The sequence below is a fragment of the Enterobacter sp. HMSC16D10 genome, from assembly GCF_001807145.1.
Taxonomy (GTDB): domain Bacteria; phylum Pseudomonadota; class Gammaproteobacteria; order Enterobacterales; family Enterobacteriaceae; genus Enterobacter; species Enterobacter roggenkampii.
Genome location: NZ_KV787859.1, coordinates 33299 through 45739, shown reverse-complemented (window position 1 = coordinate 45739; position 12441 = coordinate 33299). Strand labels below are relative to the sequence as shown.

Sequence of the window (12441 nt, the reverse complement as noted above, 5' to 3'; positions counted from 1 at the left end):
CGGTGGTCTGCCTGAGGATTTAACGGGGCGCGATCTCCCGGTCTCGCCCGGCTAACACACCGCAGATAGCCATTATCACAGCGGCCAGCGCACAGCCCAGAAGCGGGATTTGCCAGTCTCCTGCGGTATCGTGAATTTTCCCCATCAGCGGCGGGCCGCAGGCGGCAAGCAGGTAGCCAATCGACTGTGCCATTCCGGAGAGCGCCGCCGCCTGGTGCGCAGAGCTGGCGCGCAGGCCGATGAACGTCAGGCCGAGGATCATTGTTGCCCCTGTGCCAAAGCCAAACATCAGCGTCCACATCACCGCCATTCCGGGCATAAACCATAATCCTGCCGCGCTTATTGCGCACATCAGGGCCACTAAGCCTGCGATCGCTCGCTGATCTTTCAGGCGGTGGAGGATCAGCGGAACGGCGAGTCCCGGCACGGCCGTGGCCAGCTGCAACAGACCGTGCACCGAACCGGCCTGCGCTTCGCTGTAGCCGTGGCTCAGCAATATCGCCGGCAGCCAGCCGATGATGACGTAGTAGATCAGCGAGTTAATTCCTAAAAAGAGCGTCACCTGCCAGGCGAGGGCCGAGCGCCAGAGCGCGCGGTTTTGCAGCGCGCCTGCGCCCGTTACCGTTGCGACGTGTTTCTGACGCCACTGCGGCAGCCAGAGCAGCAGTGCGACCAGCGGAAACGCCATCAGCATCAGCAGCGCGCCATGCCATCCCGCGCTCCCCTGTGCAAGGGGAACGATCATCGCTGAGCCAAACGCCGCCGAGACGCCCATCGTCAGGGAATAGGCGCCGGTGAGCTTCGCCACCTGGCCCGGAAAATCACGCTTAATTAATCCCGGTAACAGCACATTACCGAGCGCAATACCGCAGCCGACGATCGCCGTTCCGATGAAAAGCAAAGCGGCGGAAGGCAGCGAGCGAACGGCAATCCCGGCGCAAATGAGCAGCAGGGCGATAAACAGGCTGCGCTCCATGCCGATACGCCGGGCAACGCCTGCGGCGAGCGGCGAGACAAGGGCGAAAGCCAGCAGGGGCAGGGTGGTCAGCAGACCGGTTTGCGCCGTGCTTAAGCCATAATCAAGACGAATGGTATCGAGCAGCGGCGCTGCGCCAGTAAAGGTGACGCGAAGCGTAGTGGCAATCATCAGGATGCCTGCAATCAACAGCGCGCCGTGTTTTCCTGAGGTGCGAATAGCAGTAGTCATTATGTTCTCATACGTTCAAGCGAGCGCACACAATACCGATTTTCTCAGCGGTTGAAATCAGGCTAAAATGACAGTTTATCGCTCATATCGGACAAACTGATGATTGGTCTGGGACTGGAAGGCTACGATCCAGATAGCCAGTACGATGCGGCCGTCGCATTTCGCATTCAGGTAGTGGCGGAGGAACAATATATTCCGCTTCATCATCACCGTAAGGGGCAGCTGATTCTGGCCCTCGGCGGCGCAATCACCTGTGAAGTGGAAAATGCCATGCTGATGGTGCCGCCCCAGTATGCCGTCTGGATCCCTGGACAGATGCCGCACAGTAACAGGGCCACGCCGGGCGCGCAGCTCTGCTTTTTGTTCATTGAGCCGGGGGCTGCCAGCCTGCCCGAGCGCTGCTGTACCCTGAAAATCTCCCCCCTGGTGCGGGAGCTGATTTTATCGCTCGCGGAAAAATCACGTGAACAGCTGCAGCTCGCGGCCACCTCGCGTCTGGTGGACGTCCTGTTTGACGAGCTGCCGCTCCAGCGACAGGAGCATCTGCAGCTGCCCGTGTCGCCCCATCCCAAAATCCGGCTGATGAGCGAGAAGATGGCGGAAGAGCCCGCCGCCTGGCAGACGCTGGCGCAGTGGGCGAGCCACTTCGCCATGAGCGAGCGCAACCTGGCGCGGCTGGTAGTGAAGGAGACCGGTCTGAGCTTCCGCCGCTGGCGTCACCAGCTGCAGCTGATTGTGGCGTTACAGCATTTAATAAGCGGCAAATCGGTGCAGCAGGTGGCCCAGTCACTGGGCTATGACTCGACCACCGCGTTTATCACCATGTTCAGGAAGGGACTGGGCCAGACGCCGGCGCGTTATATGGCCAGCCTGACTACGACTTCCCAATAAACAGCGAGACAAGGCCTGCCGCAATCAGCGGGCCGACCGGCACGCCGCGAAAGAGCGCCACGCCCAGCACGGTGCCCACCAGCAGGCCCGCCACCAGCGAGGGCTGGCTGCTCATCAGCGTTACGCCGCGTCCGCCCAGCCATGACACAAAAATCCCCACCGCGATCGCCACCAGCGATTTCCAGTTTACAAACGAGTGCAGCAGCGTGGAGGCGGGAAGCGTGCCGCTGGCGATGGGCGCCATTACCCCGATGGTTAAGATGATGATCCCGATGGTGAGGCCTTGTTTTTCTATCCACGGGAAAAAGGTATTTAACGGGGTCACGCGCACAATAATCAGCACCAGAATCGAGATGGCGACGGTGGTGTTATGGCTGATAAAGCCGAGCGCGGCGAGTGCCAGAAGAATGAGCAGAGTAGGGTCAAACATAGGGAATCCTTGCCAGAATAATGGTCCTGTTTACTGTACGCGCAAACGCGGCAGAGAACAGTGTTAAAAAGATTTTATCGTTGTCATAACCTTGTCATTTACGCGGATTAAAACGAAAGCAGATATCGCTAAAGGGTCGCCATCATGAACGATCACATGTTTGTGGAAACGCTGATTATCTCCTCATCGTTTTTCGCTATTGCCGTTATTCTTGTTGCCTCCGTGCTGTTCCTGGAACGAAAAGGCTGACAGGGCGTCAGCCGTTGCAGTTAGGCTTTATGGAAGGTGACGAGCTCAGGACGGGCGATGCGCAGGTAATCCTGGGTATCCATAATCACGGATTTCTCCAGCAGGCCGGCGTTAAACGCGATTTCGTCAAAGCGCTCGAACAGCAGCGGGTCGGCAACCAGCGCCAGGTCAGGATGGAAGCTAAAGGGCGGGATAGCGCCGAAAACGCAGGCGGTCAGGGCATCGACTTCGGCCGGGCTGGCGAGGGAGGCCTTTAGCCCGCCAAAATGGTTGGCAAGCTGGCTCAGGTCAGCCTGCAGGTCGGCGGCGAGGATCGCCAGAACATGTTTCTTTACGCCGTTTCCCTTCACCTTGCAGACCAGGGCTTTGGCGCCTTGCCGCAGGTCGGTTCCGCGAATTTCACTTACCGCTTCACATTTCCCGACCGCCTCGTGCTCCATGACGCGAAAACGCGCGCCCTGCTCGGTGAGTAAGGTAATGAGCTGCTGGTGGGTTCCTGTTCCAATAACGTCGTCAGTCATAACGATTTTCCCGGTGATAATCCAGTATGCAGGGGTCTACATTAGCACGGGATGAACGGGGTCGAAAGAAAACAGCCAGCGGGTTCGCTGGCTGTGGGATTATGCGTTGCTGGTAGCAGACTGCTTGTGGAACAGCTCCCTGAACACCGGATAAATGTCATCCTGGTCACGGATATGCTGCATGGCAAAATTATCGAACATCGATTGCAGATGCTCATACTCCCGCCACAGGGTCTGGTGCGCACGACGGGTGATTTCGATATAGCTGTAGTAACGCACGACCGGCAGAATTTTCTTCGCCAGAATCTCGTGACACAGCGGCGAGTCGTCGGCCCAGTTATCGCCATCCGACGCCTGCGCGGCATAAATGTTCCACTGTGCCGGGTCGTAGCGCTCTTTGACCACTTCATCCATCAGCTTCAGCGCGCTCGAGACGATGGTGCCCCCGGTTTCCTGCGAGTAGAAGAACTCATGTTCATCCACTTCTTTTGCCTGGGTGTGGTGGCGGATATAGACCACCTCCACGTTCTTATAGGTTCTGCTCAGGAACAGATAGAGCAGGATATAAAAACGCTTCGCCATATCCTTGGTGGCCTGATCCATCGAGCCGGACACGTCCATCAGACAGAACATCACCGCCTGGCTGGAGGGCTCAGGGCGTTTCTCGTAGTTCTTGTAGCGCAGGTCGAAGGTGTCGATAAACGGGACCCGTTCGATCTTCGCCCTCAGCTCTGCAATCTCTTTACGCAGGCGCTCCTCTTCCAGCAGTTGCGCCGGTTCCGTATTTTCCACCACCTTCAGGCTGCTCTCCAGCTCGCGCAGTTCGCGACGTTTGCCTGCCGTCATGGCCGTGCGTCGCGCCAGCGAGTTCTGCAACGAACGCACGACGCTGATGTTGGCGGGCACGCCGTTGGCGGTATAGCCCGCGCGGTGGGTTTTATATTCATTAAGCTGACGATGCTGATTCTTTTTCAGATTCGGCAGCGCCAGGTCTTCGAACAGCAGGTCGAGATATTCATCTTTTGAGATCTGGAAGACAAATTCGTCCTGACCTTCACCGTCCTGGCTGGCCTGTCCCTGACCGCTTCCTGAACCACCGCCGCCGCCCTGAGGGCGCTCAATTCTGTCGTTCTGAACGAAGTGGTCATTACCTGGGTGTACGCGATGGCGCAGGCCGCCTCGCCCCTGATGAAACATCGGTTCGCTGATGTCATCGGTGGGGATGGAGACAGACTCGCCGCTGTCGACGTCGGTCACCGAGCGTTTGTTGATGGCCTCGGAGATAGACTGTTTAATTTGCGCTTTATAACGACGCAAGAAGCGCTGGCGGTTCACCGTGCTCTTGTTTTTGCCGTTAAGACGCCGGTCAATAAACCAGGTCATATACCCCCCGTACTGCATTTGCCAACTTGCATTTTGTAGGCCCGGCAGGCGCTAAGCGCCGCCGGGCACTTGTTTTAAGACGATTTACGCACGCGCAGGTACCATTCGCAGAGCAGGCGGACCTGTTTGCGGGTGTAGCCTTTTTCCATCATACGGTCGACAAAATCGTCGTGTTTTTTCTGTTCATCGGTTGAGGTTTTGGCGTTAAACGAGATCACCGGCAGCAGCTCTTCGGTATTGGAGAACATTTTCTTCTCAATGACCGTGCGCAGCTTCTCGTAGCTGGTCCAGTTCGGATTGCGCCCGTTGTTATGCGCTCTGGCGCGCAGGACGAAGTTCACAATCTCATTACGGAAGTCTTTCGGGTTGCTGATCCCGGCAGGCTTCTCGATTTTTTCCAGCTCCGCGTTCAGGGATTCACGGTCAAACAGCTGGCCGGTATCCGGGTCGCGGTACTCCTGATCCTGGATCCAGAAGTCAGCGTAGGTGACATAACGGTCAAAAATGTTCTGCCCGTATTCTGAATAGGATTCCAGGTAGGCCGTCTGGATCTCTTTGCCAATGAACTCGGCGTATTTCGGGATCAGATAACCTTTCAGGAACTCAAGGTAGCGTTCAGCCTGCTCCTGCGGGAACTGCTCGCGCTCGATTTGCTGCTCCAGCACGTAGAACAGATGCACCGGGTTGGCCGCCACTTCCGCATGGTCGAAGTTAAAGACGCGGGAGAGGATCTTAAACGCGAAGCGCGTGGACAGACCGTTCATCCCTTCATCAACCCCGGCGTAGTCGCGATACTCCTGATACGACTTCGCTTTCGGATCGGTATCCTTCAGGCTCTCACCGTCATAGACGCGCATTTTCGAGTAGATGCTGGAGTTTTCCGGCTCTTTCAGGCGCGACAGGATGGAGAAGCGAGACAGCGTTTCCAGCGTGCCCGGCGCGCACGGCGCATGCACCAGCTCACTGTGGTTAAGCAGTTTCTCGTAAATTTTGATCTCTTCGGAGATCCGCAGGCAGTAAGGCACCTTGACGATGTACACGCGGTCAAGGAAGGCCTCGTTGTTTTTGTTGTTACGGAAGGTCACCCATTCAGATTCGTTCGAGTGGGCGAGAATGATCCCGTTAAACGGCAGGGCGGAGATACCTTCCGTCCCGTTGTAGTTTCCTTCCTGAGTGGCCGTCAGCAGCGGATGCAGCACCTTGATGGGCGCTTTAAACATCTCGACGAATTCCATAATCCCCTGGTTAGCCCGGCACAGCGCGCCAGAGTAACCGTAGGCATCCGGGTCGTTTTGCGCGAAGTTTTCCAGCTTGCGGATGTCGACCTTACCGACCAGCGCCGAAATATCCTGGTTGTTCTCATCACCGGGTTCCGTTTTAGCGATGGCGATCTGTTCCAGGATCGACGGCCAGACTTTCACCACGCGGAATTTGGTGATGTCGCCACCAAACTCATGCAGGCGTTTTGCCGCCCACGGCGACATGATGGTGCCGAGGTAGCGACGCGGGATGCCGTACTCTTTATCCAGAATCTGCGCATCTTCCTGCGGATTGAACAAGCACAGCGGGTGGTCATTCACCGGGCTGCGCTCGCCGTTGGCGCTCAGGACATAGATAGGCACGCGCTGCATCAGCGACTTCAGGCGTTCCGCCAGCGAGGATTTACCGCCGCCCACGGGGCCGAGTAAATAGAGAATCTGTTTCTTCTCTTCCAGACCCTGAGCGGCATGCTTCAGGTAGGAGACAATCTGCTCTATGGCATCTTCCATGCCATAGAACTCTTCAAACGCCGGGTATCGGGCGACCACCCGATTCGAAAAGAGACGGGAAAGCCGGGGTTCCAGGGCAGTGTCAACCATGTTTGGCTCACCAATAGCCATCAATAGCCGTTCTGCCGCATTGGCATAGGCACTGCGATCTTGCCGACAGATGGTAAGAAACTCCTGCAGTGTGAACTCTTCGTCCTTGGCAGCTTCATAGCGCTGGCGATAGTGATCGAATATATTCATGGCATGCCGTCCTTTCGTTTTTTAGCACAGGATAAGAGCCGTTCGTATGAGTAGTGGAGGCTCCCGGAAGAGAATCTCTCGCACCTCACTGCCAGAGCAGCAACCTGTGTGCCAGGTCAGACGCTAAGAACCGCAGGGTGTTCAGGAAAACTCTTCTTAAATTAAAGCGTAGATGGCATTTGCAAAACTTGCATGCCCATAAAATCTACTTTCAATGACATATCAATAACTCATCCAAAAATTTCCACTCTGGTAATAAGGCAAAAGCACATTTTTCATTCAGCGGTCATGTAAATGAAAGCCGGTTGTCATCTGATAAGTTAAAAATAATGGGTTAATCAGACTGATTAGCAGGCAAAAAATTTTGGGATGTACGGGAATGGCGGTTACACTTCACCCGCTGATTATTTGACTACAGGAAAGAATGGATTGTGACCAAACTCAAACTTCTGGCATTAGGCATCCTTGCCGCGACCGCAGTAAGCACCGCACAGGCGGAAAGTCAGTGGACGGTTGGCGCGGGTGTTGGCGTCATTAACAGCCCGTACAAACAGTATGACCGTGATGTTTATCCTGTCCCGGTTATCACCTATGAAGGCGATAACGTCTGGTTCCGTGGGCTCGGCGGCGGCTACTATCTGTGGAACGATACGGCCGATAAGCTTTCCATCATGGCGTACTACGATCCTACGCACTTCAAGCCGGGTGACAGCGACAGCCACGCGCTTCGCCAGCTCGACAAGCGTAAAAGCTCGATGATGGCCGGCCTCTCTTATGTGCATAACACCCAGTATGGCTTCCTGCGTACGGCCCTGGCAGGCGATACGCTGGATAACAGCAACGGCTTTATCTGGGATCTGGCGTGGCTGTACCGTTACACCAACGGTGGTCTGACCCTGACGCCGGGTATTGGTGTGCAGTACAACAGCGAGAACTACAATGACTACTATTATGGCGTCTCTAAAAACGAGTCCCGTCGTAGCGGTCTGAAGAGCTACAGCGCAGATGACGGCTGGGATCCGTACCTGGAGCTGACCGCGAGCTATAACTTCCTTGGCGACTGGAGCGTGTACGGTACTGGCCGTTATGAGCGTCTGAGCGATGAAGTGAAAGACAGCCCGATGGTCGATAAGTCCTGGGCAGGCATCTTCTCTGTCGGTGTGACCTACAAGTTCTGATTGCGCACTTATATTGTGCAATTGGTGCATCAAAACGGGGCGCTTGCGCCCCGTTTGCTTTAGTGTGGTGCAGCGAGATTATCGCTTAATAATGCGGATCGTCTGCCCTAAGCGAGATGGCTTTTCTTCACTCGCTTTTTGCGGGGTAGTCACGCAGGCCGTTTCCACGCAGACAAACGTTTTATAACCGTCGTCAGGCACGTCGGCCATGCTGACAGACAGTGCAGGGCCCGGGTTCCAGCCCACCACGTTGCTGTGATGGTGATGTACTACCTCAATGCCGCGGTTCAGGGCACCGTCGTGGATCATGCTGCATGCTTCCGGATGCAGATAGACGCGGTCGGTACGGTCAGGAAACGCCTGAACGCCGTCGCTGAGTTTGCCTTCTTTCGCGTTGTCGACTTTATCGATAAAGGTATCGCCAAGGCCACTCACCTTCACAGTGCTGATATCACCCACGTTGAAATAGGTGTGCAGGGCGGAGGTGGTTTCGAACTCGCCGTGGGCTTCCAGTTCGATTTCACAGGTTTTACCCAGCTTAAAGCGGGCGTACAGGGTGAAATCGTGCGGCCACAGGGCGCGGGTTTCGTCATTTGCCTGCAGCTCAAAGGTCAGCACGGCGCCGCTGTCGTCTTCGTTATGCGCTTTCAGGGTCCACTGCTGGTTACGGGCAAAACCGTGAGAAGGCAAACCCGGCTGTGCGGACGGGCCGAACCACGGCCAGCAGATCGGTACGCCACCACGGATTGCAGCCCCTTTTTTGAAGGAGGTCGCATCACTGAGCCACAATCCCTCAACTTCACCTTCCGGCTTCCAGGAGAGCAGGTGGGCGCCGTTCAGCGCCACTGAGGCCTTAACGCGTGGATGGTCAACGACGATAACGTCAGCACCGTCAATCTGGCGGCGGGAGAGCACAGGGGTAAGTTGTTCGACTACCGGAAGTGCAAAAATTTTATTAATCATTAAGCAATCCTCTGTCTTATAAATAAAAAAGGCGACCGAAGTCGCCTTTTTGGATCAAACACTCATCTCAACTTATTTGGAGATGTGAGCGATCAGGTCCAGTACTTTGTTAGAGTAGCCGGTTTCGTTGTCGTACCAGGATACCAGTTTAACGAAGTTGTCGTTCAGTGCGATACCTGCTTTAGCATCGAACACGGAAGTGCACACTTCGCCGTTGAAATCGGTAGATACAACGTCGTCTTCGGTGTAACCCAGAACGCCTTTCATTGGGCCTTCGGAAGCAGCTTTGATTGCTTTCTTAATTTCTTCATAAGAAGCAGCTTTTTCCAGACGAACGGTCAGGTCAACAACGGATACGTTAGGAGTTGGAACGCGGAACGCCATACCAGTCAGTTTGCCATTCAGTTCTGGCAGTACTTTACCTACAGCTTTAGCCGCACCGGTAGAGGATGGGATGATGTTCTGAGCCGCGCCACGGCCGCCGCGCCAGTCTTTGTGAGACGGGCCATCAACGGTTTTCTGAGTAGCGGTGGTTGCGTGAACGGTAGTCATCAGACCTTCGATGATGCCGAAGTTGTCGTTGATAACTTTAGCCAGCGGTGCCAGGCAGTTGGTGGTGCAGGATGCGTTGGAAACGATGTCCTGGCCAGCGTAAGTTTCGAAGTTTGCACCACGAACGAACATTGGGGTGTTGTCTTTGGAAGGACCCGTCAGAACAACTTTCTTCGCACCCGCAGTGATGTGTTTACGTGCAGTTTCGTCGGTCAGGAAGATACCGGTTGCTTCAGCAACAACGTCAACACCAATTTCGTTCCATTTCAGGTTAGCTGGGTCTTTCTCAGCAGTAACGCGGATGGTTTTGCCATTTACAACCAGGTGGCCGTCTTTCACTTCAACGGTGCCGTCGAAACGACCGTGAGTTGAGTCGTACTTCAGCATGTACGCCATGTATTCAGCGTCCAGGAGATCGTTGATACCAACGATTTCGATGTCAGAACGTTTCTGAGCAGCACGGAAAACAATACGGCCGATACGGCCAAAACCGTTGATACCTACTTTGATAGTCATATATTCCACCAGCTATTTGTTAGTGAATAAAAGGTTGCCTGTAAAATTACAAAAACCTTACGCAGCGTCAAGCGGAATCGTGTCAATCATTGCGACAAATCAATCCTGTGACTAACGTTTGTGCGACTGACTCGCCTCACTTTCCCTTTGAGCTTGCAACCACATGGGGGCTGCGCCCGGAATTTTAAAGTCCTCGCAGGATAAAAATGTGAATATGATCACAATTGCCTGACCGCCTTTTCGCGACACATAAGTTTAGATCAAAAGTGCACGCAAGGGTGTTAATGTTTTGTTAGAATGCGGGGTAAAAGATGTCTGTTTCTACAGCGAGATGTAAGCATATGTCGAACCAACGTAACCCCGACGATTTGAAAAAAAACCTCACAGAAATGCAGTTTTACGTGACGCAAAACCACGGGACGGAACCGCCGTTCACCGGGCGTTTACTGCACAACAAGCGAGACGGCGTCTACCACTGCCTGGTCTGTGATGCTCCGCTGTTCAATTCCCAAACGAAATTTGATTCGGGCTGCGGCTGGCCGAGCTTTTACGAGCCGGTGAGTGATGAGGCTATCCGCTATCTGACCGACTCGTCGCACGGCATGGTGCGCACGGAAATTCGCTGTGGCAACTGCGATGCGCACCTTGGCCACGTCTTCCCGGATGGCCCTCAGCCAACGGGCGAGCGTTTCTGCGTGAATTCAGCCTCAATGAGCTTCACCGATGATGAGAATGGCGACCAGATTAAGGGTTGAAAAAACGATTCAGCAAATTATTCCTTCGAAAGGGCGGGATTGTGAATATTGAAGACATGATTAGCGGGATGACGCCGGAAATTTATCAGCGTCTGGTCACCGCCGTAGAGCTGGGAAAATGGCCCGATGGCGTCGAGCTGACCCCGGAGCAGAAAGAGAACAGCCTGCAGCTGGTGATGCTGTGGCAGGCGCGCAACAACACTGACGCGCAGCACATGACGATCGACACCCGTGGTCAGATGGTGATGAAGAGCAAGCGTGAGCTGAAAGAGGACTTCGGTATCACGCCGAAGCCGATTGCGACTTTCAAATAAGGCTCTCCCTGTAGGCCGGGTAAGCGCTAGCGCCACCCGGCACACTACACCTTAGTGTGGGATCCCGAGCGACGCCGCCAGCTGCTTCGCTAACTGGTTTTCGTCATCCGCGCCGTACTCCCAGAACATCGCTCCGGCGAGCCCTTTCTGTTTGATGTAGTCCGCTTTGATCGCCACGGATCGCGGGTTCTCATACGAAATCGCAAACAGCGCGTTGCCATCGGCACCCTTCACCGAAAGCCACGGCACTTTCGCCTGGTCGTCCCAGTGCTCGGTAAAGCGTTTTTGCGGATCGTTCAGCAGCGTTTTGACGATATCGTTGTACTTCACGTAGGTATCTTTGGTCAGGTCATAGCCGAGCGACTTGAACAACCCGATCTCCTGCGGCCCGAAGTAGGGCTGAGTGGCCGGATTTTTTTGCGCATCGGGTTTCGTCCAGTCAATGCCCGGCTCCACGGCGCGTTTCGGTACGCGGCCATAGAAACCAATCCCGAGATTCATCTGCTGTGGCTTCAGCCCGGCGGCCAGATAGTTGTTCACCACAAAATCGACGCTGTATTTGTCCGCGGCGGCCACCGTCGGCCAGGCGCTGGAGTCGTACAGGTTGGCATTGAAATACTGCGTGCCGTACGCCATGTCGTAGGTCATCAGGTTGATGTAATCGAGCAGGGGCGCAATGGCTTTCACATCCACCCAGCTTTTCGGACTTTCCGCATTCGCGCCTACCGCAATGGTCACCAGCTTTTTATGCCCGAACGCGTCGCGCATCTCCTTCAGCAGGGCGGTAAAGTTATCCCTGTCGGCGGGCTGGCTAGCCACCAGGCCCCAGGCGCCGTTGACCGGATACTCCCAGTCGAGGTCGATCCCGTCCAGACCATATTTTTCAACAATCTCCTGCGCGGAGCGGATGAACACCGCGCGACTCTCTTGGGTTGCCGCTGCGCCAGAGAAGCCACGCGCGCCCCAGCCGCCGACGGAGAGCAGGACCTTAAGCTTTGGGTTTTGCTTACGCAGGGTGGGGATCAAGGCCAGGTCGGACGCCACTTTTGGCGATAGCCAGATTTGATGCAGCTTCGCCGGATCTTTCAGCGCGGCGTTGGTTTCGTCTTTTTCGTCGTTATAGACCAGACCAAACGAGTAGTTCAGGTGGGTGATCTGGCGAACGTCCAGCTTATTGATATCGCCACCCGGTCCGGCGGTGACGTCGCCACCCCCGTTAAAGTAGCCCACGGACATCAGGGAACTGGCGGAGGCAACTGACGCGCAAAGCAAGGGTAGTGCTGCCAGCAAGGGCAAACGTTTCATACAAGTTCCTCTTTGACTTAATAAAATTAACCACGCCACGGAAAAGGCGTGGCGAAAAAACAGCCTAAAGAGAATAGCATTGCCGCTTCGCTGAGGTTGCGAGGGAGTTCACTTTATGGGAGATCGGAGGGGGTTTGCCGGGTGGCGCTGACGCTTACCCGGCCTACA

13 protein-coding genes are annotated in these 12441 nt (G+C 55.2%); 5 read left to right on the top strand and 8 right to left on the bottom strand.

Annotated elements, in window-relative coordinates:
* Nucleotides 1-19: 19 nt before the first annotated feature.
* Nucleotides 20-1207 (bottom strand): CynX/NimT family MFS transporter, encoded by a 1188-nt coding sequence (locus tag HMPREF3143_RS07670; RefSeq protein ID WP_021241045.1) that lies wholly within the window; start codon nt 1205-1207, stop codon nt 20-22.
* A gap of 99 nt (nt 1208-1306) precedes the next feature.
* Here HMPREF3143_RS07670 and HMPREF3143_RS07665 point away from each other — a divergent pair, with 99 nt between their 5' ends.
* The gene (locus HMPREF3143_RS07665) at nt 1307-2098 is read left to right on the top strand and encodes an AraC family transcriptional regulator (RefSeq protein WP_008500738.1); all 792 of its coding nucleotides are present in this window, start codon (nt 1307-1309) and stop codon (nt 2096-2098) included.
* On the opposite strand, the gene HMPREF3143_RS07660 is transcribed toward HMPREF3143_RS07665, so the two are convergent.
* Nucleotides 2082-2528 carry a DUF441 domain-containing protein gene (locus HMPREF3143_RS07660; protein ID WP_008500737.1) on the bottom strand — a complete coding sequence of 149 codons (447 nt, stop codon included), beginning with the start codon at nt 2526-2528 and terminating at the stop codon, nt 2082-2084. The two genes, HMPREF3143_RS07665 and HMPREF3143_RS07660, sit on opposite strands and share 17 nt — an antisense overlap.
* A 144-nt stretch (nt 2529-2672) precedes the next feature.
* Between HMPREF3143_RS07660 and yoaI the strand changes: the two genes are divergently transcribed.
* Entirely contained in the window at nt 2673-2777 is a 105-nt protein-coding gene (yoaI, locus tag HMPREF3143_RS25545; protein ID WP_010430055.1) for a small membrane protein YoaI, read from the top strand.
* 20 nt (nt 2778-2797) lie between these two features.
* Here the strand turns inward: yoaI and HMPREF3143_RS07655 are convergent, their stop codons facing one another.
* The 3 genes from HMPREF3143_RS07655 to yeaG all read right to left on the bottom strand — a co-directional run bounded on the left by HMPREF3143_RS07655 (nt 2798) and on the right by yeaG (nt 6690).
* Nucleotides 2798-3298, bottom strand: coding sequence for a YbaK/prolyl-tRNA synthetase associated domain-containing protein (locus HMPREF3143_RS07655; RefSeq protein WP_070532490.1), 501 nt, complete (start codon nt 3296-3298; stop codon nt 2798-2800).
* A gap of 99 nt (nt 3299-3397) precedes the next feature.
* A complete protein-coding gene (locus HMPREF3143_RS07650; RefSeq protein WP_023292702.1) occupies nt 3398-4681 on the bottom strand; it encodes a YeaH/YhbH family protein in 1284 nt (427 codons plus the stop codon).
* 74 nt (nt 4682-4755) lie between these two features.
* A complete protein-coding gene (gene yeaG, locus HMPREF3143_RS07645) occupies nt 4756-6690 on the bottom strand; it encodes a protein kinase YeaG (protein WP_008500713.1) in 1935 nt (644 codons plus the stop codon).
* A gap of 431 nt (nt 6691-7121) precedes the next feature.
* Here yeaG and HMPREF3143_RS07640 point away from each other — a divergent pair, with 431 nt between their 5' ends.
* The gene (locus HMPREF3143_RS07640; protein ID WP_021241048.1) at nt 7122-7868 is read left to right on the top strand and encodes a MipA/OmpV family protein; all 747 of its coding nucleotides are present in this window, start codon (nt 7122-7124) and stop codon (nt 7866-7868) included.
* Nucleotides 7869-7946: 78 nt separating this feature from the next.
* On the opposite strand, the gene HMPREF3143_RS07635 is transcribed toward HMPREF3143_RS07640, so the two are convergent.
* Both HMPREF3143_RS07635 and gapA read right to left on the bottom strand, forming a co-directional pair.
* A complete protein-coding gene (locus tag HMPREF3143_RS07635) occupies nt 7947-8831 on the bottom strand; it encodes a D-hexose-6-phosphate mutarotase (protein WP_070532487.1) in 885 nt (294 codons plus the stop codon).
* Between the two features lie 72 nt (nt 8832-8903).
* The gene (gene gapA / locus HMPREF3143_RS07630) at nt 8904-9899 is read right to left on the bottom strand and encodes a glyceraldehyde-3-phosphate dehydrogenase (RefSeq protein ID WP_006809136.1); all 996 of its coding nucleotides are present in this window, start codon (nt 9897-9899) and stop codon (nt 8904-8906) included.
* A 341-nt stretch (nt 9900-10240) separates the two neighbouring features.
* Here gapA and msrB point away from each other — a divergent pair, with 341 nt between their 5' ends.
* A complete protein-coding gene (gene msrB / locus HMPREF3143_RS07625) occupies nt 10241-10654 on the top strand; it encodes a peptide-methionine (R)-S-oxide reductase MsrB (RefSeq protein ID WP_008500710.1) in 414 nt (137 codons plus the stop codon).
* 41 nt (nt 10655-10695) lie between these two features.
* Nucleotides 10696-10968, top strand: a complete 273-nt coding sequence (locus HMPREF3143_RS07620; RefSeq protein WP_070532509.1) for a YeaC family protein — start codon at nt 10696-10698, stop codon at nt 10966-10968.
* A 51-nt stretch (nt 10969-11019) separates the two neighbouring features.
* On the opposite strand, the gene HMPREF3143_RS07615 is transcribed toward HMPREF3143_RS07620, so the two are convergent.
* Nucleotides 11020-12273, bottom strand: coding sequence for a chitinase ChiD (locus tag HMPREF3143_RS07615; protein ID WP_070532484.1), 1254 nt, complete (start codon nt 12271-12273; stop codon nt 11020-11022).
* Between the last annotated feature and the right edge of the window lie 168 nt (nt 12274-12441).